A 20,815-nucleotide genomic window follows, 5' to 3' on the forward strand; every position below is an offset into this window, starting at 1 on the left:
CGGCACGGCACCCGGCGAAACGAAGGCGCCCGCCCCGGACCGAACCGAGGCGGGCGCCCTGGCCGAGCACCACGGGATGTCAGCGGGTGAAGGCCTGGAACTCGGCGGCCCGCACGTTGAGCGCCTGAGGGCTGGCGGATCCGCAGTCGGTGGCGGCTCGCGGGTCGGCGTCCTGTTCGCCCGCGTAGGCGGGCGCGCCGGTGCACTGGTTGGTCAGGACCTCGAAGCGCAAGTGGGTCGCCACCGTCGGGTGGATGGGGAACGAGCGCACGATCAGCTCGGGCGCGCGTGGCCGGGGCGCGACCGACGGGAACGCGTCCGGCCGGCTGGTGTAGACGGTGTGGAAGTCGGCGGCGTCCGAGCACGTCACCGTGGCGGTGGCGGTGCACGCCTGCACCCGGAACTGGCGCAGCGCCGAGAAGCGGCTCTGGGCCAGCGGGTCGGCGTCGGTGGCGATCGGCGGGCGCAGCATCGCGCTCACCTGCACCCGCCGTACGAGCTGGGCGTCGCCGGCGAGGTCGACGGTGACCTGCTTGCCGGCCACCGGACTGGCCAGGGACGCCCAGTTGGTGGCCTCGTCGTCGTCGATCAGCCGGGCCACGTTGACGCCGTCGCCGGTGGCCGTCGCGCCCGCGTTGCCGGAGGCCAGGTTGTGCGGCAGCCGGACGGTCAGCCGGGCCGGGTGGCCGGAGCGGACCGTGGTGGGGCGGACCCGCGCCTCACCGTAGCCGGGGGCCTGGGCGATGAACGTGTACGTCCCGGGGACCAGGCTGACGGTGTCGGGCAGGACCGTCGCCGGGTCGGTGTCGGCCACCGCCACGGCCCGGGCCTGGTAGTCGCCGACGAACAGCTTGGCGCCGGGCACCGGGCGGCCGTATTCGTCCACCGGCTTGAAGGCGACGGCGGACTCCGGCGCGTACGGGGACGTGAAGCTCGGGGTGGGGTTGATGTCGGCGGCGCCGTTGCTGGCCGCACCCGCACCCAGGCCGCGCTTGGCGAAGGCGTTCCACAGCAGGGCCTGGTTCGCGCCGCCGAAGCGGACGAGGTCGGCGCCGAGCATCGCGTCCCGCGCGTCCACCATGCTGTTGGCGCTGTTGGCCATCAGCAGGAACGAGTCGAAGACCAGCTGCGCCCAGCGACGGTTGCCGGGGCAGCGGGTGACCGGCGTCCTCCCGGCGGCGCACGACCTCTGCAACGCCGGCGTGCCCGCGCCGTACCGCTTGATCATGGCCTGCCGGATGTCGAAGTTGGTGGCCGTCCACACCTCGCCCGACGCGTGCACCTGGAGGCCCACGAAGTCGTAGTCGATGGCGCTGTAGTTGAGCGGGCTGCGGCTCATGTTGTAGTTGCGGATGCCGGCGATCGGGTCGCTGGTCACGTACTGGCCGATCGTGTACGCCCGGATCCCGTGCGGCGCGTACCCGTTCTCGTTGAGGTACTCCATCGCCATCTGGTCGGACCAGCTCTCGCTCATGCCCTGCGGGGTGCTGACGCCCGCGTCGGGGCCGGCGATCATCCGGTTGGTGATGGCGTGCGTGTACTCGTGCCCGACCACCGACATGTCGTAGTCGCCGTCCACGCAGGGCGCGTAGAACGAGCCGGCGATCGGCTGCCACAGGTACATGTTGGTGATCGGCGCCTGACCGTCCGGCGGGGTGATCTGGTTGGCGTTGTCGCGCGCCGCGAAGGCGGGCGGGCCGCCGCTGATCCCGCCGGCCTGCGCGTTGCCCTGCTCCGGGTCGTCGGCCAGGCCGCCGGGCGCGATGTTGTCGTCCTGCATGTTCCAGGTCTTCTCGGTGAAGCCGAGGTGATAGGCCCAGTCGTGCATGCGGTTGTGCAGGACGAACAGGTTGGCCCGCGCGGCGTCGATGTCGTTGCGCTGCGGGGTGTCGAAGACGGCGGGCGAGCACTGCTCCCGCTGCCACTGGTTGGTCCACGCGTAGTTGTAGTCGCGGTCCGGCCGGGGCGTGGCGGTCTCGGTCCCGACCGTGAACGGGTCGTTGGAGTTCCAGTTCTCCACCGCGATCGCGTTGTTGCCGGCGGTCGTGTGGGTGACGCCGGCCGACGGGATGACGTCCCAGGCCGGGACGATCTCGTCGCAACCGCGTCGCGGCTGCGAACACCACGTCAGCCGGGTGTCACGGGAGGAGTAGTCGACCGGCGGCGACGAGGGGAACGCTTCCCATTCGGCGTCGTCGCTGTCGGAGTCCACGATGCTCTCGCGGAGAAGCACACCGCCGTCGCGAGCGTCGACATAGGAGGTGTACGCCACCGGCTCCGCCCCGGCGAGATCCGATCCGAGCGTTATCTGGTACGCGGCCCGCGCGCCCCGGTCGGCGGTGGGCACCGCCACCAGGCGGTTGGCCATGACCGTCGGGCTGGTCAGGCCGGCGTCCGCGGCGGCGGCCCGGGCGGCGTCGGCGGCGGTGAGGGTGGCCGGCTCCGGTGCGGCCGCGTCCCGGGCCAGCGACGAGCTGACGTACCAGACCTGGCCGTCGCGCACGCCCACCGAGAGCAGGCCGTCGTGCCCGGCGACGAGGTCGCCGAAGCGCTGCCGGAAGACGACCGCCGCGCCGTCGCCCATCGGGGCCGACGTCAGCAGGTCGAGCGCCGCGGCGCCGCGCTCGGTCAGCCCGAGCACGTCGCGGTTGCCGTCGACGAAGGCGCGGGCGGCCGCGATCGGGTCCGCCGGCAGGCCGGTGGCCAGCGGCTCGGCCGCCGGGACGAGCGTGGCCGGGGTGCCGAAGCGGTTCCAGCGGGCGTCGGCACCGGCCGTCAGTGCGCGTTGCCGCGCGGTCGGCGCGATCGAGCCGCGGCGGTTGTCGATGCTGTGCTGGTCGTGATCGTCGCCGCGGCCCGGGGGCGCCGCGCCGGCGACGGCCGGGACGCCCAGGACGAGCGCGGCGGTGACGATCATGGTGGTGGCTGCCGGTAACGCACGGGATGGTGTGCGCACGGTCCCTCCTCGGTTGCGAACGGTTATGACCGGTCCTCTGGCATCCGATCGCACGAGGGGGCGGCCCGGCATGGGCCGAACATCCAATTTAGAGAGTTGTCGATCCATCGATCCTGCCGGGGGCCGCCCGGTGGGGGAGTCCGGGCGGCCCGGCGTGGGTCAGGGCGTCCAGGGAGCGGTGACGACCCAGCTCACGTCGTCGGCGTACGAGGTCGACGAGTCGAACGCGTTGGAGCCGCCGTTGCTGGCGATGTAGACGTTGTTGTTGTAGTGCCGGATGTAGCGGCTCGAGTAGTTGTTCGACATGAACGAGTTGCCCTGCCCGTTCTGCCCGGCCTGCGGGCAGAAGGTGGCGTCCTGGGCGAACAGCGAGCTGCCGTCGTTCGCGTGCAGGTAGAGCTGGTAGTTCTGATGCCGCAGGTAGCTGCCCGCGGTGTTCTTCGACTCGAACGAGACGCACGAGCCGTTGCCGAGGCCGGCCCGCACGATCCAGGACGCGTTGGCCTTGGCGGTGGCCGAGCTCGACGACGAGACGACCTGGGTCGAGACCGTGGCGCCCGAGTGCGAGATGTAGCGGGTGGTACAGCAGGCGGTGGTGGCCCGCAGCGAGATCGTCGAGCCCACGGCCGGCCCTGGCGTGCCGGAGCCGGAGGTGCTGTAGCCGGCCGCGACCACGCTGGCCTGGACCGAGTTCTCGGTGGCGTCCGACGGGTAGCCGGAGGTCATCACGCCCTCGTAGAAGGTGCCGGCCGCGCCGACGCTGTTGTCGCCGCCGATGCCGAGGATGATCGCGCCCTCCTTCTTCATCGGGTTGTAGCCGGACACGTTCGGGCGCGCGCCGTTGTAGAAGGTGGACAGGCTGCCGGACTGGGCGTTGCCGCCGCGGATCGACCAGTGGTTCGGCTCGCCCTTGATGACGGCGGTCAGGAACCGGTGGCTGATCGACGGGTCGTTGGCGTTGTAGCCCGCGTTCACGCCGGAGAACAGGCCGTTCTCGAGGTCGGCCATGATCCACGGCCCGTTCCCGGTGCCGTAGCCCCAGACCTTGATGTTGCCGAAGTAGATGGCCTCCATCGTGCCGTTGCCGTTGTCCCGGCTGTTGCGCTCGGCGTTGCCGTAGTCGAAGCAGCAGCCGCCGTTGTAGTGGGTGCCGTCGAAGATCGCGTACATGCCCTCGGGCTGGTCGCCGGTCGCGATGCCGTTGGTGTTGTTGTTGCGGTATCCGGTGCCGGGGGCGACGAAGACGCCGTACGCCTTGTGGCCGCCGACCGTGACCGGCGCCGCGGTCGCGTTGGCGAGGTTGTCGTACCCGCCCGCGGCCGGCCCGTTGAACCCGCCGGGCGGCGCCTGGGTCAGGTTGTTGCCCCGCCCCGACTGGTCGTAGATGACCGTGATGACGCAGGACGTGCCCGCGCAGAACGAGTCCTGGGCGGCGGCGTTCGCCACCCCGCCCGCGCTCAGCGGCGCGATGTTGGCGGTGGCGTTGTCCGAGGCGCGGCGGACCTGGTAGAGCGAGCCGGTGTACGAGCCGTACAGCGCCCGGGTCGTGCTGTGCGCGGCGACGCAGGGCGTGCCGCCGGCGGCGTAGATGTCGCAGGCCTGGGAGGTCGCGGCCTGGGCGGCGCCGGTGCCGGTGAGCAGGCCGGTGAGCAGGGCGCCGGTGGCGGCCGCGACGAGCAGCAGGGGTTTGGGGGGACGGTGGAGTGCCATGTGTGACCTCTTCTGCAACGAGGGTCATCGATGGGATGTGAACGTTAACATAGACGCCACCCCGTCGAAACACAATGGCTCCGCGGCCCGGTCGAAGGGCCTAGTTGAACGGTGGCCGGTTCACCCCGTACCGGGTGTGGATCTGGGCTGATCGGCGCTCGGTGACGGCGACCACCGTGGCGACCGTGAGCAGCACGGTGAACGGCCCGGCCAGGCCCCACGCGGTCTCGTGCCGCGGGTAAACCTTGGCGCCGAGGCCGCAGGTGGCGACGGCGACGCCGCCGACCATGGCGGTCAGCCGCAGCTCCCGCAGCATCAGCTGGAACTTGCGGTGGGCGTCGGCGGCCTTGCCGAAGTGCGACGGGGGCGCCCACAGCATCGTGATCCAGAGACCGCCGGCCGTGAAGAACCAGAATGCGGTCAGCCACGAGCTCCAGGCCACGGCGTCGCCGAGGAAGAACGCCGGCGGGATCTCCAGCCCGGCGACCGCGAACGGCAGGAAGCAGTCGAGGAACGACGGCGCCCACCGGACCAGGATGCTCATCGTCATGTAGTAGTAGAAGACCGAGACGAAGACCAGCATCAAAGTCACGCTCTGTGCAACGACGAGCACGGATGGCTTCGGAAACGTGTTCTGTGCGAGAAGCGCGAGTGCGACGCCCTGGATGATGCTGATGATGGTGATGAAGCCGTTCGGCGACACCTCCAGCGAACGGTGAATGAGAACGTCGCGGGTCAGCGCCTGAATGGCCTCGCCGCGACCGAGGTCGAGCTGTTCATAACGCACTTCGCGCACCCGGGTGCGGGAAGACACGACGGTGTTGTGGTAGGGCCGTGGATCCACCGGAGGCCGATGCCGCCCCCGCGCCAACTGGTGAGATTCTGCTGCCACGCCCACATCATGTACCCCGGGTCAATAGTTTCCCCCGATCCGGAAAAGCGCTCGAATGATCTGCGTTCCGGCAGGTGAGCCCCGGATCGGCGACGTTTTCCACAATGATCGTCGGGCATCCGCGGAATCGATCTTTCGAAACACCTGGCTAGTCAGGCGGCACGGCCGAAAATAACGGAAACCGGCTGGTCAGTCGTCATTTCCCGGATGGCGTACGGATGCGGCGGTCGCTTCGGGATAGGCGCACCGTATACCGTCCGTCACCCGCTGTCTCGTCACCGTGGGTAAGCGGAGCCCGAAAGTGCCGTTCGTCGATGCGCGCAAACCACCACAACGGACAATGTCCTCAATGTGGCGTGGAGTGGACCGCCGGCGGGGCCGGCGCCGGGTGCGGGCCCGGCCCGGCGATCAGCACGCCGAGCACGGCCAGCCAGCCCAGCACCACCGCGATCACGGCGGCCCACTGGATCGGGTTGAGCCGCCGCCAGAGACGCCGCCGCGGCGGCCACGAGGATGTCCGACTCATCACCGCGTCAGTGTGGATTTCCGGCATGCGCCCGCCAACCGCCGTTCGGGTGACCCTGCCTCCGACGAAAGATGCAAAGTGGCTATGGTTCTTACGTCGAGGCGTAGTTCCGCAGCCGGCGGAGCGCCGTCTCGCCGTACCGGCCGGTGGTCTCCAGACCCGAGTCGGCGGGCGCCAGACGCTGCGCGCCCACCCGGCAGAACGCGCCGGCCGCACCACTGATCGACGACTCGGCCGCGGGATCGCCGAACGTCCAGGTCGAACCGTCGGGCGCGGTCAGGTCGCAGAACAGGGCCGGCGGCGTCTCGCCGGCGAGGCGGAAAGCGTACGGCAACGTGCTGAAGCCGAGCCAGGCGACGTGCCGCAGCCGCATGGTGTCCGGGTAGTCCAGACCGAGCGGACCGGCGATGTCCAGCGCGTGCGCCCAGTGCTCGGCCAGCCGCGTGGTCGCCAGCGTGCGCGGCTTCAGCGAGGCCGACACCCACGGCACCGGCGTCCCCGGGTCGGCGGCGCGCAATGCGGCGAGGGCGGCCCGCCGCCCGGCCCGCCACCGCTCGAAGATCTCCCCGGGCGGGCCCGGCTGGGCGCGCACGAGGGCGTCCATGGCCGCGTCCACGTCCGGGCCGTAACCGCGCCAGTCGACCGGCGTGCCGCCCTCGATGGCGGCGGCCATGGCTTCCTCGGTCTGGGCGAGGTGCAGCACCACGTCGGCGTTGGTCCAGCCGGCGGCGGCCGACGGGCTCGTCCAGTCGGCGGGGGAGAGCTTGGACAGCAGGGCCTCGAGCGCGTCCTGCTCGGCCTCGAGGTCGGCGATGACATCGGGTTGCGTCATGGCACCAGGATCTACGGCGGCGAATTGCTTGGGAACCCCGCGGCGGGGTCGCGCGTGTACGGGACATGGTGGTTACGGCGATGCCGGTGGGCGAGGACGAGGGTTCGGCCGGGGATCAGGCGGAGGGTTCGGCCGGGGGTTCGGCCGGGGGTTCGGCCGGGGGTTCGGCCGGCGCCGGCGAGGGCTTCGAGGCCTTCTACCGGGCCAATGTGGACCGGGTCTACCGCGCGCTGGCGGTGACGCTGCGGCGGGACGACCTCGCGCGGGAGGCGGTCGACGAGGCGATGGCCCGGGCGTACGCGCGCTGGGCCGTCGTGCGGCGCCTGGACAACCCGGCCGGGTGGGTGTTCCGGGTGGGGCTGAACTGGGCCACCTCCTGGTGGCGCAAGATCCGCCGGGAGCGGCCGCCCGCGGGCGAGGACCGGCGGGCCGTGCATCCGCCCGACAACGCGGTCGCCGCGCGGGCGGCGCTGGCCCGGCTGCCGGCGCCGCAGCGGGCGGTGGTGACCTGCCGCATCCTGCTCGACCTGACCACCGCCGAGACGGCCGAGACCCTCGGGCTGAACGAGGGCACCGTGAAGAGCCGGCTGGCTCGCGGCCTGGCCGCGCTGCGATCCGCGCTGAGCGAGAAGGAGTGATCGTGAACGAGATTCCGCACGACGTCGGCGCGGCGGTCCGGGCCGTTGCCGCCGAGGGGCCGGGATATGGCGGCGAAGGGCTGGAGGGGGTCGCGCGGCGGGCCCGGCGGCGTCGGGCCCGTCAGGTGACGGCAGCTTGCACAGCCGCAGCCGCAGCCGTCGCCGTGGTCGGTTTCGTCGCGGCGAGCGGGGGCTTGCGGCCGGTCCCGCGGCCGGCGCCGCTGCCCGCCGCCGCGGCGACCGCCGGAAGTCCCGCACCGAGCCAACGCCTGCTGCTGGCCGATGCCGCGGGCAGATACCGGGTGAACGGGCAGACGGCCACGCTCGGGGGCGATCAGCGCATCGGCGAGCTGGGTGCCGACGGCCGCTTGACGACCCACGCCGTGCACGGGGCCGACGGTTGGGACCGCGCGATCGGCCTCCCCGACGGCCGCATCGTGGCGCTCGGCCCGCACGACACGGCGCCCGGCAGCCATCGCCCGGACGGGCCCGGCGTGACCGGCCTGGAGATCAACCTGGTGGTCGCGACCGCGAGCGGGGACATCCAGATCAAGCGGGACGTACGGCGCCCCGGCGCACCCGTCAGCCTGCTGGCGGCCGACGCCACGAGCGCGTATCTGTGGCGGCCGGCCGGCCTGGTCGGGCACGACCTGAGCTCCGGCCGCGAGCGCCTGCTCGTGCCGGAACCGACGATCGGCGGCGAGGTCCAGGCCGCCGACCTCGCCGGGCGCCGGCTGGTCGTCTCCCGGGCGGCGGACCCGTGCTCGCTGCTGGTCTTCGACACCGCCGGGGGCCGCCCGGCCGGGAGTGTCGACGTGGGCAAGGACTGCCACTTCGTCAACGGGCTGCGCCTCTCCCCGGACGGCTCGGGCCTGGCGATCGTCCACGACGACGGCATGATCGCCGTCGCCCGGGACGGCCGCGTCGTCGCGGACCGGCCGATCCCCGGCTTCGCCGCCGGCAAGCAGGCCCCGTCCGTCGACCTCGCGTGGCGGGATCCGCGGACCGTGCGCGGCGTGATCGTCCCGATCGGTCCCGGGACCCAGCGGCTGACCACCTTCACCGTCGACGCGGGCTGATCTTCCCGGCCGGGGTGAATTTCCGGCCCCGCGATGATCAGGGGACACCTCGTTGGGCAGGATGAGGGCGATGCCGACCGTCGCCCGCCTGCTCACCGAGGTGTTCGCGCCCGCGGTGCCGGCCGCCGTGCTGCCGGTGGTCATCGGCATCCACGCCGCCGGGCCGGTCCAAGGCCTGGCGTGGGGGCTCTTGGCGAGCACGTTCTGCGCGCTCATCCCGTACGGGATGATTGCCGTTGGTGTCCGTCGAGGCCGGCTGAGCGATCGGCACATCGGGGTCCGCGAGCAGCGCACCCGGCCCCTGCTCCTGGGGCTGTTGTCGGTGTCGGTGGGCCTGACCCTGCTGGTGCTGACCGCGGCGCCGCGTGAGCTGGTCGCCCTGATCGTGGCGTCGTTCGCGGGCGGCGTGGTGGCCACCGGCATCAACCACTTCTGGAAGTCGAGCATCCACACCGGCGTGCTGGCCGGCTCGGCGGTGGTGCTGGTCCTGGTCTTTGGCCCGCTCCTGCTGGTGATCGCGCCCGTGGTGGCCGCCGTCGGCTGGTCCCGCGTCCGCCTGCGCGACCACACCCCGGCCCAGGTGATCGTGGGCGCCGCGATCGGCGCCACCGTCGCGGGCGTGGTCTTCAGCCTGCTGCGGTAGCTCGAGCTCCCTTCCCCGAAGCCGCCCGCGGCGGTGACGCGTGTGTTATCCACAGGGGACACTCGCGGAGACGTGAACCCGAGTAGCCTTCGGCGCTTCAGTTTCCTCGGAAAGGGGGTGCCGATGCCGCGAGGCAAGGTGGTCGCCTGCCGGGCCACCACCCGCAGGGGCGCGCCGTGCAGCATCAACGCGGGCCGGTCCGGCCTGTGCCACGTCCACGACCCGGCGCTGCAGTGCGGGCACCCGACCCCGAAAGGGCCGTGCGCGGCGGCCACCGGCGGCGGCCCCTGCCCGCGTCACCGGCAGCCGGCTACCGTCCCGTCCGGTCTCGCCGGCGCCGGCGAGACCTCCGCGCGGCGCGGTCGGCGGCCAGCCCGAGCGCGGTGAGCGCGGTAAGGAACCGCGCCACGGTGGTGAGCTCGGGCAGCAACCCCAAGATGGTGGCCGTGAGCTGATGAAGTGTGCCGGACATCGATGTGCTCCTTGCCGATGGGCAACTTGATGGAGTACACCGTCGGGGCGGCAACGTCTGGTTCGGTCTCGTTGTGGACCGTCCGGACAATGGACTGCCGGCGGTCGGATGAGCGGACGGCGCATGCACGAGGAACTTCGCGGTTTGCACGAGCGGGCCGGCCGGCCTTCCAAGGATGCCCTGAAACGAAACGCCGACCGGGCGGGGCACAGCGTCGCCACCTCGACGCTGATCGGCTTGCCGACCGGCCACGGTCGCCCACGCTGGGCCACCGTGGAGGCGTTCATCGACGCCTGTCTGCGGTACGCCGACGGTCGTCCCCACACGCTGGTGGAATCCGATCACGACATGGCGCGATGGCGCGCCCGTTACGACGAGGCCTATCCTGCCGGACGCCGTGCCCGCGAGCCCGACGACGACCTGCTGGAGGCGTACCGGGAGCGGCTGCTGAACCGGTACGGCCGCCTGGACATCGCCGCGGTGCTCCCGTTGGACGGCCAGGACCAGCCGGCGCACATCGAGCTGCGCGAAGTCTTCGTCGTACCGGCCGTGCGGCCCGATCCGCCGCCGGTCGAGCTTCCCCGGGAGCTGTGGCAGCGGCGGGCCGCGCCCGGGGCCGCCGGCGCTCGCGATCTGCCCGCCGGTCTCGACCGAGAGGCGCTGCTGCGAGCGCACCGGGTGTACGAGCAGCGCACGCCCCGGCCGGTTCTGGACGTGCTCGCCGAGCCGGCCGGGCGCCGGAGCGTAGTGCTGGGCGATCCGGGGTCGGGTAAGTCGACGCTGGCCCGGTTCCTCGCCGTAGCACTCGCCCGGGACCCGCGTGCGGACCTGCCGGTGCTGGTCGAGCTCCGGAGCTACGCCGAGCCCCGATGGCGGGACGGCACCTTCCTCGACTACCTGGATCACCAGTACCGGGGCACCGACGAACGGCTTGGACTGCCTCGGGAACTGCTCGAACGGAGGCTCGGCTCCGGGCGCGTCCTGGTCGTGTTCGACGGGCTGGACGAGCTGTTCGACCTCGGCGACCGCGAGCGCGTCACCCATCGGATCGCCGGATTCGCCGCCCGCTATCCGCGCGTCCGGGTTCTGGTCACCTCCCGTCGGGTGGGCTACGTCCGGGGCGCGTTGGACGCGGCCGGATTCGTCCATCATCTGCTCCAGGATCTCGACCGGGATCGGATCGCCGCCTTCACGGATCGCTGGTACCGCGCGGCCCTCCTGGACGCCACCTCCACGCCCGGCGGGCTCGCCGACCGCCTGCTGGCCGCGATCGACGACTCGCCCGCGGTTCGTGAGCTGGCCGGCAACCCACTGCTGCTGACGATCCTGGCGGCTATCGGCCGGCGCGGGGAGCTGCCCCGCGATCGCCGGCGCGTGTACGAGCACGCCGTCACCGTACTCGTCGAACACTGGGAGGTCGGTAAACATCTAGCGGCGGCCGGTCCCGGCCTGCCCCAACTGGATCAAGAGGACAAGCTCGAGCTCCTGCGGCTGGTCGCCCGGCGCCTGCAGGACAGCCGGGCCGGCCTGGCCGGCAACCACATCGCAGGCCCGGCCTTGCTGGACATGTTCCGCGCCTATCTGCAGGAGAGCCACGGGCTGCCGCCCGGCCCGGCCCGGGTCGCGGCCCGGGCCATGGTGGAGCAGTTCCGGCACCGGAACTTCATCCTCAGCCGGTTCGGCGGCGAGGTGTACGGCTTCGTCCACCGGGCGTTCCTGGAGTACTTCGCCGCCGCCGACATCGATCTCCGGTTCGGCAAGGGGGAGCTGTCCGGGGACGACCTCGTTGCGGGCGTCTTCGGGCGGCGGTGGAAGGATCCGGCCTGGCACGAGGTGCTGCTGCTGTTGATCGGCATGCGGGAGGACCTCGCGGGCCGCGTGGTCGAGCGGCTGCTGGCCGCCGACCCTCTCTGGTCCCTTCGTCCCCGCGTCGTGCCGCACCACATCCTGCTCGCCGTGCGCTGCCTGGGTGAGATCCGCATGCCCGGCGCCCTGAAGGGGCAGAACACCGCCCTCGCGCGGGCCCTCACCGACCTCCTCGAGACCCTCAATGAACTGTCGTTCGACCCCGGCGTGATGGACGCCGTCGGGCAGGCGGTTCTCCCAGCCCTTTCCGTCGCCGGGCCCGACTGGCCCGGTCGTGACCACTACCTGGCGTGGTACCGCGTACGGGGGCACGAGGCGCACCAGCAGTTCTTTCCCCAGTACAGCGTGATCCCGCTCGCCGTGCGGATCGCCGCCGTCCTGGACCCCTCGGAGCCGTTCCGCCGCCATCTCCGTGTCGTCGCCGCTCTCGGGCCGGACGTGAATGTGCGGATCGCCGTGGTCCAGGCACTGGCCGCGGTCGAAGCCGGCGATCCTGGCACGCTCGCCTGGCTGCGCCGCCTGGCCACCGGCGACCCTAGCGAACGCCTGCGGCGAGCCGCCGTTCAGGAAGTGGCCGGCGGCTGGGCCGGCGATCCTGACGTCCGGCCCTGGTTGTACGAACGAATCGCCGATACCCACGGGGCGGTGCGAGCCGCTGCGGTGGAAGCGATAGCGAGCCGGTGGCCCGGCGATCCCGGGCTCGATTCCTGGCTGCGCGAACGAGCGGCCGATGGGGATCCCGCCGTCCGCGGCGCCGCGGTGCGCGCCATCGGGACCGTCGAGGCCGGCAACCCGGACACCCTGGTCTGGCTTCGCGACGACGTCGCCGCGGACGACGAGGAAGCCGTACGCGAGGCTGCGGTGGAGGCGGTCGCCGCCGGCTGGGCCACGGAACCCGGCACGCTTGCCTGGCTCCGCGAGCGTGCGGCGAACGATCCGGGCCACCTCAGCAACGCCGGCCGGGCAGCAGTGCGGGCGATCGCCGCCGGCTGGCCGGCCGATCCCGGCGTCTTCGCGTGGCTACGGGAGCGGGCGGTCGACGATCCGCGTGCCTTCGTGCGGCTGGATGCCATGGAGGCCGTCGTGGCCGCCTGGACGGGCGAACCGGACGCGCGTGACTGGCTGCGTGAACGCGCCACGGCCGACCCTGACGGGACGGTCCGGTACCACGCGTTGCGTGCCGTCGTCTCGGGCTGGTTGGATGACCACGCCACTCTGCCGTGGCTGCGGCGCCGAGCCGTCGAGGACGATGACGAATACGCGCGTCGGATCGCGGTCGAGACCGTGGCCAGCGGCTGGCCCGACCGGCCGGAGACCCTGTCGTGGCTGCGCGAACGGGCCACCGCCGACGACGGCATGTTCGGGTATGCGCGGCGGGCAGCGTTGGAGGCGATGGCCGCCGGCTGGACCGGTGATTCCAGTGTCCTGCCGCTGCTGCGCGTCCGCGCCGTCCTCGATGACAACGAAGACGTGCGGGCGGCCGCCGTCCGGGCGATCGCGGCGGGCTGGTCCGGCACCGGTGACAATCTGGCGCTGCTTCGTGATCGAGGGGAGAAGGATCCCGAGGAGAACGTGCGCCGGGATGCCGTGCGGGCGGTCGCTCGTGGCCGGCCGGACGACCCGGGCACTTTCACCTGGCTGTGCCGGCGCGGCGACGACGATCCTGGCCCGTTCTCCATCGTCCGCAGCGAGGTCGTTCGGCTGGTGGCCGACCGGTGGCACGACCGGCGCGGCACGCCGCACTGGCTTCATCGCCGCCTGGTCGTCGACCGCGACGCGCTCACACGAAGTGATGTCCTATGGACTATCGCGTTCGGATGGCCCGAGGACGCTGGTAGTCGGCCCTTGCTGGTTGAGCGTGCCGTCCGGGACCCCGACGAAGAAGTGCGGAAGTCAGCGCTTCATGCCGTAGCGGTGGGCTGGCCCGGTCATCCCGGGACTCAGCCGCTGCTGGATGACCGCGCTGCCCTCGATCCGCACGAGAGCGTGCGGAAGTTCGCCGAGCAGGTGGCCGGTCTCGTCCGTTCTTGGTCTTGACCCGGGCGCCGGGAGCCGCAGACCGGCGGCCGCGTAGGGCGGACCCGCGTGGTCGGGCGGCGGTCTGCGCCGGGCGGGCGACGGCCAGGGCGATCGACCGGCGATCGGCAGAGGCTGACGGCGGCTCACTCCGGGGAACAGCGGCGCGGTATCCGACTTGCGCCGGTTGGATAGACAGAGTCGCATGCGGAGATTCCTGGTGGCTGCCCTCGCCCTGTCTCTGACCGTCGCCGGATGGCAAGCGCAGGCGAGTGCCGAGCCGCCAGGTCCGGCGACCCCCGGCGGCGTCGACGCGGGCTGGACGGTCGAACAGGGGCGGCTGACGTGGCGTTCGGACAAGCGGATCCCGATGGGCGACGCCGCGGTCGAGTTCTGGTCCGGCGACAAGCTGCTCGGGCGGCCGCGGCCCGCGCCCGACGGCAAGACGTTCACCCTCGACGATGCGACAAGCCTCGGGGACCTCACCGTCCGCGCCGGAGGTAAGCGCATCGACCGGCTATCGCCCGGTAAATCCCGGAAAATCGGGCAGGAAGGGAAAGCGGCGACCGGCGCTTTGCCGCCCAACGCGGTCGACCCCGGGAAGAAGGGGCCCTACCGGACGACGAGCGGCGAGTACAACCTCGACCCCGTCAAGCTCCCGGACTTCCCGGAGAAGGTCGAGATGCGAGCCGTCGTCGTGGCGCCGGTGAGTGCGCCCGGGAAGCGGCCCCTTGCGCTCTTCCTGCACGGCCGCCACGCGGTCTGCTATCACGGCGCCGACGAGGACGTGCCGCAGGAGTGGCCCTGCCCGGCCGGCACCGAACCCATCCCCAGCTACCGCGGCTATCTCCAGGCCCAGCAACTGCTGGCCTCGCAGGGCTACCTCACGGTGTCGATCTCGGCCAACGGCATCAACGGCCAGGACTGGGCGGCGGACGACGGCGGCGCCCAGGCGCGGTCCTCGCTGGTGCGCCTGCATCTGGCCAGGTGGGCCGAGTGGGCTTCCAACCCGGCTTCCCCCACCCCCGCGGTCGTACGCTCCGCACGGCCCGATCTGAGCAAGGTGTTCCTGATGGGCCACTCGCGCGGTGGCGAGGGCGTGAGCCGGGCCGCCATGGACACGCTCACCCCGCCCCCGGCCGCGCAGGACGGCTACCACGGGCCGGTCCGCTGGACGATCCGCGGCCTGCTGCTGATCGGCCCGACGATCTTCGGGCACGACCCGGTCCCGGACGTGCCGTCGGCGACGATCCTGCCGGGCTGCGACGGCGACGTCTACGACCTGCAGGGCCAGATGTTCGTCGATGCGACCCGGGGCGTCAGCAGGGGCAAGGCGCTGCACAGCGCGCTCTACGTGGTCGGCGCCAACCACAACTTCTTCAACACCGAGTGGACGCCGGGACAGGCCGCCGCGCCCTCGTCCGACGACTTCACCCCGGGCGACGAGCCCGACCCGGTGTGCTCGCCCGGCGCGCCCACCCGGCTGACCGCGACCCAGCAGCAGAACGCCGGCGCCACCTACATCGCGGCCGCCGCGCGTCTGTTCGCCGGTGGCGACGACCGGGTCCGTCCCCTGCTCGACGGCAGTGGGCGGGGTGCTCCCAGCGCGTACCCGGCCCGGGTCCTGAGCGCCGCACTCGGCGCGAACCGCACCGCCCTGCTCGCCCCCGGCCCCAGCGTGCGTGTCTCCGCCGGCGCGCGCATCTGCGAGCAGGTCACCGACGTGGCCGCGCGCTCCTGCCTGAACCCCGACGACTTCAACGCCTGGCTGGTGCATTTCACCACGTTCGGCCCGGTGATTCCCGAGCCCGGCCGGTACGCGGCGGCGCTGAGCTGGACCAGCCCGGGGCGCCCGATCTCCCTGTCGCCGGCCCGCCCGGTGTCGCTGCGGGGCTCGCGCGAGCTCGCGCTGCGCGTGATCGTCCCGCCGAGCTCGGCCGGCACCCGCTTCACCGTCAGCGTGACCGGCGAGGACGGCAAGCGCCATGACCTCGGCGACGCCCGGCTCGACGGCCTGCCGGCGGCGGGGCTGAACTCGGCGTACTGGGGCCAGGAAGTCCGGGTTTCGCTCCGCGGTTTCGCGGGCCGGATCGCCGCGCTGCAGATCACCCCGCGCAGCGCGAACGGCAAGGCCTGGCTGCTGGACGCCTGGGGCTGGAACCCCGGCACGCCGGACCCGCGCGAGGCGAGCCTGCCGCGCATCGACATCGGCGAGATCCAGGCGCCCGAGGGCGACGCCGGCAGCAGGACCTACCAGGTGCCGGTGAAGATCACCGGCCGGGGCGGCGGCGTCGTGCGGCTGTTCCTGGTCGACGGCACCAGCTACGCGGTCAGGACCTGGCTGGCGACCGTGCGCCCCGGCGCCCGCAGCATCCCGGTGCCGGTCGAGGTCAAGGGCGACACCCTCTTCGGCGAGGGCGAGGCCTCCTACCTGTACGCGAAGACGGTCAGCGGCTTCGTGATCGGCGACTACTCGGGTGGCATCCAGGTCGTCGACGACGATCCGCGCCCGGCCGTCACCTGGTCGCCGACCACCGTGCGGGTGGCCGAGGGCGGCGCGCTGACGTGGCCGTTCACCTTGTCGGCGCCGACCGAGACGCCGTACTACGTGGCCGGCGTGCCGGTCGCGCCCACCGCCGGCGCCGAGCTGTCCAGCACCGACGTCGACCCCGACTGGTTCACCTGGTACTCGTTCGAGGACCCGGAGCCGTCCCGCCCGCTGTCCTCGACCGGCGTCGTGCCGTGGGCCTCCGTCGAGCCGGGCCGGACAACGGGCGAGCTCTCGATCCCCACCATCACCGACACGCTGACCGAGCCCGACGAGTCGGTCGTCCTGCACACCGACGACGTGAGCGGCGCCGCCGTCCTCACCGGCGTCGTCACCGCGGGATAGGCGGCCCGGTGCCGGCCGGCCCGCCACGGTGGGCCGGCCGGACTGCGACCGGCATGCACGCCGCCGGTCGGACCCGTCCGGAGGCGGCCGGATCCCCCTCTCGGACGGTCGCCACGGTGCCGAACGCCTCCGCGCGCTTCACCACGTCGGTCGCGAGCCGCTCGCTGAAGCCGGTGATCGCGGCAAGGCCGAACGCGACTGTCGGACTGGCGGCGGTCGTGGTCGAGCCCAGAATGCCCGCGACGAGAACCGAGATAGGCCACGGCGCCGAAGGTGGCGCCGACCAGCGGCCGGATGGCGCCCGGACCCATGGCGCGGGCGGCGAGCTTGTTGCAGGTGTCCTCGAGCTCGGCCGGCCGTGGCGAGGCCCGGTTCATGACCGTGTGCAGCGTGCGGGTCGTGTACCGCCGGCGCCGTCGACGCTCGGAACGCTCGGTGAGCGCGCAGCCGGCGATGACGTTCACGCAGTAGAAGGCGTTGACCAGCTCACCGTGCTGCTCGACGAAGCGGGCCCGCAGCGCGATCTCGGCGGCTGCTCCGATGTCACCATTTGCGGGAGTCGCCACCGTCGTGGCGCTCGACCGCGGCGTGCGACTCCACCTCGGGGCGATCGGCCCGCGAAATCGGCTCGGTCTGGTCGACAGCTGCGTCGTCGATCGCTTCCCGCAGGTCGCCCCACGACGACGCCGGGCCGCCTTCCGCGGAAGAGGCCGTCCCGCTCATCTCTTCCGTTGTGTCAACAGTGTGGGTGGACTCCTCGGTCATGTCTGCACGGCGGAGGATGATCGGGCGTATGACCACCAAGATTCTTCTGTCCGAAGAGGAAATGCCCCGCCGCTGGTACAACGTCGTGCCCGATCTGCCGGCGCCGCCGCCTCCGGTGCTGCATCCGGGCACGCTGCAACCGGTCGGGCCGGATGATCTCGCGCCGCTGTTTCCGATGGCGCTCATCGCGCAGGAGGTGACGCCGGAGCGCTACGTCGACATTCCCGAGGAGGTGCTCGAGGTCTACCGGCTCTGGCGACCGTCGCCGCTCTATCGGGCGCGGCGTCTGGAGAAGGCGCTCGGCACGCCGGCGAAGATCTATTACAAGTACGAGGGGGTGTCGCCGGCCGGCTCGCACAAGCCGAACACCGCGGTTCCCCAGGCGTACTACAACGCGGCGGCGGGCGTGCGGCGCCTGACCACGGAGACCGGCGCCGGCCAGTGGGGGACGGCGCTCGCCTTCGCCTGTGCACAGTTCGGGGTGGAGTGCGAGGTCTGGCAGGTGCGTGCGTCGTACGACCAGAAGCCGTACCGGAAAATCATGATCGAGACTTTCGGCGGCACCATTCATCCGTCGCCGTCCCCGCTGACGGCGGCGGGCCGCAAGGTGCTGGCCGAGGATCCGCAGTCGCCGGGGTCGCTCGGCATCGCGATCAGCGAGGCGGTGGAGGTCGCCGCCCGGAGCGCGGACACCAATTACGCGCTCGGCAGCGTGCTCAACCACGTGCTGCTGCACCAGACGATCATCGGCGAGGAGGCGTTGCTCCAGCTGGCCAAGGCCGGCGACGTCCCGGACCTGATCGTCGGCTGCACCGGCGGCGGCTCGAACTTCGCCGGCCTGGCGTTCCCGTTCCTGCGCGAGAAGCTGGCCGGCCGCATGGCGCCGACGATCCGCGCCGTCGAGCCGGCGTCGTGCCCGTCGCTGACCAAGGGCACGTACGCGTACGACTTCGGCGACACCGCCGGCATGACGCCGCTGATGAAGATGCACACGCTCGGCCACGAGTTCATCCCGGACCCGATCCACGCCGGTGGCCTGCGCTACCACGGCATGTCGCCGCTGATCTCGCACGTCTACGAGCTCGGGTTGATCGAGGCGGTCGCCAAGACGCAGCGGGAGTGCTTCGAGGCGGGCGTCCGCTTCGCCCGCAGCGAGGGCATCATCCCGGCGCCGGAGCCGACGCACGCCCTGGCCGCGTGCGTCGAGGAGGCGTTGCGCTGCAAGGAGACCGGCGAGCAGAAGGTGATCCTGACCGCCCTGTGCGGCCACGGTCACCTGGACCTTCCCGCGTACGGCACGTTCCTGGCCGGCGAGATGGCCGACCACGAGCTCTCCGACGAGGCCGTGGCGACCGCGCTGGCCGGATTGCCCGCGGTCCCGGCCTGATCCGTCCGGCGCAATGGGGTGTCCGGGCGGCGGATCGACCCGTCCGGCTGATGTCCGGTGTCCGGCGAGCGCCGTCATGGTGAAGGTCATGAACCGTCGCCGCGCCGCTCCCGCCGCCGGCATCGTTCTCGTGCGCCGGACCGGGCCGGCCGCGTCCCGGCGGAAGCGCGACGCGGGCCGGCGACCGACGGCCGGAGGAAACGTGAACGCGAACGGCTTGCGCCTGACCCTGTGCGGCGACGGCCTCGACGACTCCCGGGTGGCGGAGCTGACGCGGAACCTCCGCGAGACGCTCCTGGACGTCGGCGACGTCGCCGTCGGGCCGGCCGGCGAACCACCCGGGAGCCTCGTGGTGACGCCGGCGCCGGTGCTCGTGACCTCGGTGCTGGAGGTCATCGCCTCCTGGCTGCGCCGGCAACCGGCCGACGTCGAGATCGGGATCGACGGTGTCCGGTTCAAGGGCACGGTCACCTACGAGCAGCGCAACGCCCTCGTCCACGCGTACCTGAACCGCTCGGGCGAGGAATCGAGCTGAGCCGCCTCACGGCTTGCGGGCGACTCCGCAGTAGACGTTCAGGTGGGCCGGCTCGGCGCCGGCCTCCGGGCGCCACAACGGGGTGGACACCACGCCCGGCTCGAGCAGCTCCAGGCCGGTGAAGAAGGCCCGCATCTGTTCGGGCGTGCGCAGGTGGTAGTCGGCGCCGCCGCTGCGGGCCGTGCTCACCGCCTCGGCGGTCTCGGCGGTGATGACGCTGTCGTTCAGCACCAGGTAGCTGCCGGACGGCACGGCGCTCACGAACGCGTCGACGATCTCGGCCGGGCCGGGGGTGTCGTCGTCGGCCACGTTGCCGAGGATGCCCAGCATCATCAGCGCCACCGGCTGGGCGAAGTCGAGCGTGGTGGCGGCGGCGCGCAGGATCTTCCCGGGGTCGTGGACGTCGGCGTCGACGTAGTCGGTCACGCCCTCGCGGCTGCTGGTCAGCAGGGCCCGCGCGTGGACCAGCACGAGCGGGTCGTTGTCGACGTAGACGATCTTGGACTCGGGGGCGACGCGCTGGGCCACCTCGTGCGTGTTGTCGGCGGTGGGCAGGCCGGTGCCGACGTCGAGGAACTGGCGGATGCCGGCCTCGCCGGCCAGGAAGCGGGTGACACGGCCGAGGAACTGCCGGGACGCCCGGGCCACCTCGACCACGTCCGGGTAGACCTCTTTGACCTGGTCGCCGACGGCACGGTCGGCCGCGAAGTTGTCCTTGCCGCCGAGCCAGTAGTTCCAGATCCGGGCGCCGTGCGGCACTCCCGTGTCCAACGTGCCCGAAGGCCCGGTGTCGCCCATCGCCTGTGCCTCCCCTGCATCGGCTGACGTGAGGGCGATCATAGTGGGATCAATCAATCTTGAAGGCGGCGCGGTACGCCTGCGGGGAGACGCCCAGGATCCGGCGGAAGTGCGGGCGCATCGCGACGCCGCCGGCGAAACCGGCCGCCCGGGCCACGCCGTCGATCGTCAGTTCGGTCCCGGCAAGCAGGTCCTGGGCGTGCAGCACACGTTGGTGCAGCAGCCACTGCAGTGGCGAGCAGCCGGCCGCCTCGCGGAAGCGGCGGTCGAACGTGCGGCGGCTGACGTGGACGACGGTGGCGAGCCGGTCGACGTCGAGGGCCGGGTCGCCCAGGTGGTCGAGGGCGTGCCGCATGGCGTCGGCGACGACCTCGATGCCGGGGAACCGGGCCGCCAGCTCGGGCAGGTACCGCCAATGTGTGGTGGCCCGCCGGCCGTCGAGCAGGCCGGCCTCGGCCAGCACGAACGCGCCGAGGCACAGGCCGACCACGGTGGCGCCCTCGTCGTGGGCGCGGCGTAACGCGTCGAGGATGCCGGGACCGACCGGGGTGCCGCCCGGCAGCCGCCAGCCGGGGACGACCACGATGCCGGCCTCGTCGAGCGCGGTGAGCGGGCAGGGCGGGGTGATCGCGATGCCGGCCGTGGTGCGCAGCGGTCCCTCGTGCTCCCCGGCGACCCGCACCTCGTGCCGGCCGGCCTCGAACACACGGGGGGCCACCGCGACCTCGAGCATGGGCGCATCGTCGCCGACGAGCACGCCCACCGTCGTACGGCTGCGGGTCATGGCTTGAATTTATCGCAGGATGG

General features: G+C 72.3%; 16 protein-coding genes. 7 read left to right on the forward strand and 9 right to left on the reverse strand.

Going from position 1 to position 20,815, the window contains the following annotated elements; translation table 11 throughout:
* Positions 1–79: 79 nt before the first annotated feature.
* The 5 genes from ACQP2F_RS21220 to ACQP2F_RS21240 all read right to left on the reverse strand — a co-directional run bounded on the left by ACQP2F_RS21220 (position 80) and on the right by ACQP2F_RS21240 (position 6,916).
* A complete protein-coding gene (locus ACQP2F_RS21220) occupies positions 80–2,956 on the reverse strand; it encodes a M36 family metallopeptidase (protein ID WP_433306592.1) in 2,877 nt (958 codons plus the stop codon).
* A gap of 159 nt (positions 2,957–3,115) precedes the next feature.
* The gene (locus tag ACQP2F_RS21225) at positions 3,116–4,666 is read right to left on the reverse strand and encodes an alpha-L-arabinofuranosidase B (RefSeq protein ID WP_433306594.1); all 1,551 of its coding nucleotides are present in this window, start codon (positions 4,664–4,666) and stop codon (positions 3,116–3,118) included.
* A gap of 100 nt (positions 4,667–4,766) precedes the next feature.
* Complete coding sequence (locus ACQP2F_RS21230; protein WP_433306595.1) at positions 4,767–5,453, reverse strand: hypothetical protein; 687 nt, start codon at positions 5,451–5,453, stop codon at positions 4,767–4,769.
* A gap of 451 nt (positions 5,454–5,904) precedes the next feature.
* Positions 5,905–6,084 carry a hypothetical protein gene (locus ACQP2F_RS21235; RefSeq protein ID WP_433306597.1) on the reverse strand — a complete coding sequence of 60 codons (180 nt, stop codon included), beginning with the start codon at positions 6,082–6,084 and terminating at the stop codon, positions 5,905–5,907.
* Between the two features lie 91 nt (positions 6,085–6,175).
* On the reverse strand, positions 6,176–6,916 hold the full coding sequence (locus ACQP2F_RS21240; protein ID WP_433306599.1) for a maleylpyruvate isomerase family mycothiol-dependent enzyme: 741 nt from the start codon (positions 6,914–6,916) through the stop codon (positions 6,176–6,178).
* An 80-nt stretch (positions 6,917–6,996) separates the two neighbouring features.
* Between ACQP2F_RS21240 and ACQP2F_RS21245 the strand changes: the two genes are divergently transcribed.
* The 3 genes from ACQP2F_RS21245 to ACQP2F_RS21255 all read left to right on the forward strand — a co-directional run bounded on the left by ACQP2F_RS21245 (position 6,997) and on the right by ACQP2F_RS21255 (position 9,276).
* Entirely contained in the window at positions 6,997–7,554 is a 558-nt protein-coding gene (locus ACQP2F_RS21245) for an RNA polymerase sigma factor (RefSeq protein WP_433306600.1), read from the forward strand.
* Positions 7,555–7,556: 2 nt separating this feature from the next.
* Positions 7,557–8,633 (forward strand): hypothetical protein, encoded by a 1,077-nt coding sequence (locus ACQP2F_RS21250; RefSeq protein WP_433306602.1) that lies wholly within the window; start codon positions 7,557–7,559, stop codon positions 8,631–8,633.
* 70 nt (positions 8,634–8,703) lie between these two features.
* Complete coding sequence (locus tag ACQP2F_RS21255; protein ID WP_433306604.1) at positions 8,704–9,276, forward strand: phosphoesterase PA-phosphatase; 573 nt, start codon at positions 8,704–8,706, stop codon at positions 9,274–9,276.
* Positions 9,277–9,586: 310 nt separating this feature from the next.
* On the opposite strand, the gene ACQP2F_RS21260 is transcribed toward ACQP2F_RS21255, so the two are convergent.
* On the reverse strand, positions 9,587–9,748 hold the full coding sequence (locus tag ACQP2F_RS21260; protein WP_433306606.1) for a hypothetical protein: 162 nt from the start codon (positions 9,746–9,748) through the stop codon (positions 9,587–9,589).
* Between the two features lie 123 nt (positions 9,749–9,871).
* Between ACQP2F_RS21260 and ACQP2F_RS21265 the strand changes: the two genes are divergently transcribed.
* Together ACQP2F_RS21265 and ACQP2F_RS21270 are read left to right on the forward strand one after the other, a co-directional pair.
* Positions 9,872–13,651, forward strand: a complete 3,780-nt coding sequence (locus tag ACQP2F_RS21265) for an NACHT domain-containing protein (RefSeq protein WP_433306608.1) — start codon at positions 9,872–9,874, stop codon at positions 13,649–13,651.
* Positions 13,652–13,835: 184 nt separating this feature from the next.
* On the forward strand, positions 13,836–16,523 hold the full coding sequence (locus tag ACQP2F_RS21270; protein WP_433306610.1) for a hypothetical protein: 2,688 nt from the start codon (positions 13,836–13,838) through the stop codon (positions 16,521–16,523).
* A gap of 543 nt (positions 16,524–17,066) precedes the next feature.
* Here ACQP2F_RS21270 and ACQP2F_RS21275 read toward each other — a convergent pair.
* Positions 17,067–17,288 (reverse strand): hypothetical protein, encoded by a 222-nt coding sequence (locus ACQP2F_RS21275; protein WP_433306612.1) that lies wholly within the window; start codon positions 17,286–17,288, stop codon positions 17,067–17,069.
* Between the two features lie 28 nt (positions 17,289–17,316).
* On the opposite strand from ACQP2F_RS21275, the gene ACQP2F_RS21280 reads away from it, so the two are divergent.
* Positions 17,317–18,675: a TrpB-like pyridoxal phosphate-dependent enzyme gene (locus ACQP2F_RS21280; protein ID WP_433306614.1), complete on the forward strand. Its 1,359-nt coding sequence runs from the start codon at positions 17,317–17,319 to the stop codon at positions 18,673–18,675.
* A gap of 88 nt (positions 18,676–18,763) precedes the next feature.
* Complete coding sequence (locus tag ACQP2F_RS21285) at positions 18,764–19,210, forward strand: hypothetical protein (RefSeq protein ID WP_433306616.1); 447 nt, start codon at positions 18,764–18,766, stop codon at positions 19,208–19,210.
* Positions 19,211–19,216: 6 nt separating this feature from the next.
* Here the strand turns inward: ACQP2F_RS21285 and ACQP2F_RS21290 are convergent, their stop codons facing one another.
* Both ACQP2F_RS21290 and ACQP2F_RS21295 read right to left on the reverse strand, forming a co-directional pair.
* A complete protein-coding gene (locus ACQP2F_RS21290) occupies positions 19,217–20,008 on the reverse strand; it encodes an SAM-dependent methyltransferase (RefSeq protein ID WP_433306617.1) in 792 nt (263 codons plus the stop codon).
* Between the two features lie 49 nt (positions 20,009–20,057).
* Complete coding sequence (locus ACQP2F_RS21295; protein ID WP_433306619.1) at positions 20,058–20,792, reverse strand: GlxA family transcriptional regulator; 735 nt, start codon at positions 20,790–20,792, stop codon at positions 20,058–20,060.
* Between the last annotated feature and the right edge of the window lie 23 nt (positions 20,793–20,815).

The organism is Actinoplanes sp. CA-030573, from assembly GCF_050951115.1.
Lineage (GTDB): Bacteria > Actinomycetota > Actinomycetes > Mycobacteriales > Micromonosporaceae > Actinoplanes.

What these genes read in the sequence shown, in the direction of transcription:
- ACQP2F_RS21225 (WP_433306594.1), bottom strand. Translation starts at nt 4,666, where the DNA reads ATGGCACTCCACCGTCCCCCCAAACCCCTGCTGCTCGTCGCGGCCGCC.
- ACQP2F_RS21235 (WP_433306597.1), bottom strand. Translation starts at nt 6,084, where the DNA reads ATGAGTCGGACATCCTCGTGGCCGCCGCGGCGGCGTCTCTGGCGGCGG.
- ACQP2F_RS21240 (WP_433306599.1), bottom strand. Translation starts at nt 6,916, where the DNA reads ATGACGCAACCCGATGTCATCGCCGACCTCGAGGCCGAGCAGGACGCG.
- ACQP2F_RS21245 (WP_433306600.1), top strand. Translation starts at nt 6,997, where the DNA reads ATGCCGGTGGGCGAGGACGAGGGTTCGGCCGGGGATCAGGCGGAGGGT.
- ACQP2F_RS21255 (WP_433306604.1), top strand. Translation starts at nt 8,704, where the DNA reads ATGCCGACCGTCGCCCGCCTGCTCACCGAGGTGTTCGCGCCCGCGGTG.
- ACQP2F_RS21260 (WP_433306606.1), bottom strand. Translation starts at nt 9,748, where the DNA reads ATGTCCGGCACACTTCATCAGCTCACGGCCACCATCTTGGGGTTGCTG.
- ACQP2F_RS21265 (WP_433306608.1), top strand. Translation starts at nt 9,872, where the DNA reads ATGCACGAGGAACTTCGCGGTTTGCACGAGCGGGCCGGCCGGCCTTCC.
- ACQP2F_RS21270 (WP_433306610.1), top strand. Translation starts at nt 13,836, where the DNA reads ATGCGGAGATTCCTGGTGGCTGCCCTCGCCCTGTCTCTGACCGTCGCC.
- ACQP2F_RS21275 (WP_433306612.1), bottom strand. Translation starts at nt 17,288, where the DNA reads ATGACCGAGGAGTCCACCCACACTGTTGACACAACGGAAGAGATGAGC.
- ACQP2F_RS21280 (WP_433306614.1), top strand. Translation starts at nt 17,317, where the DNA reads ATGACCACCAAGATTCTTCTGTCCGAAGAGGAAATGCCCCGCCGCTGG.
- ACQP2F_RS21285 (WP_433306616.1), top strand. Translation starts at nt 18,764, where the DNA reads ATGAACCGTCGCCGCGCCGCTCCCGCCGCCGGCATCGTTCTCGTGCGC.
- ACQP2F_RS21290 (WP_433306617.1), bottom strand. Translation starts at nt 20,008, where the DNA reads ATGGGCGACACCGGGCCTTCGGGCACGTTGGACACGGGAGTGCCGCAC.
- ACQP2F_RS21295 (WP_433306619.1), bottom strand. Translation starts at nt 20,792, where the DNA reads ATGACCCGCAGCCGTACGACGGTGGGCGTGCTCGTCGGCGACGATGCG.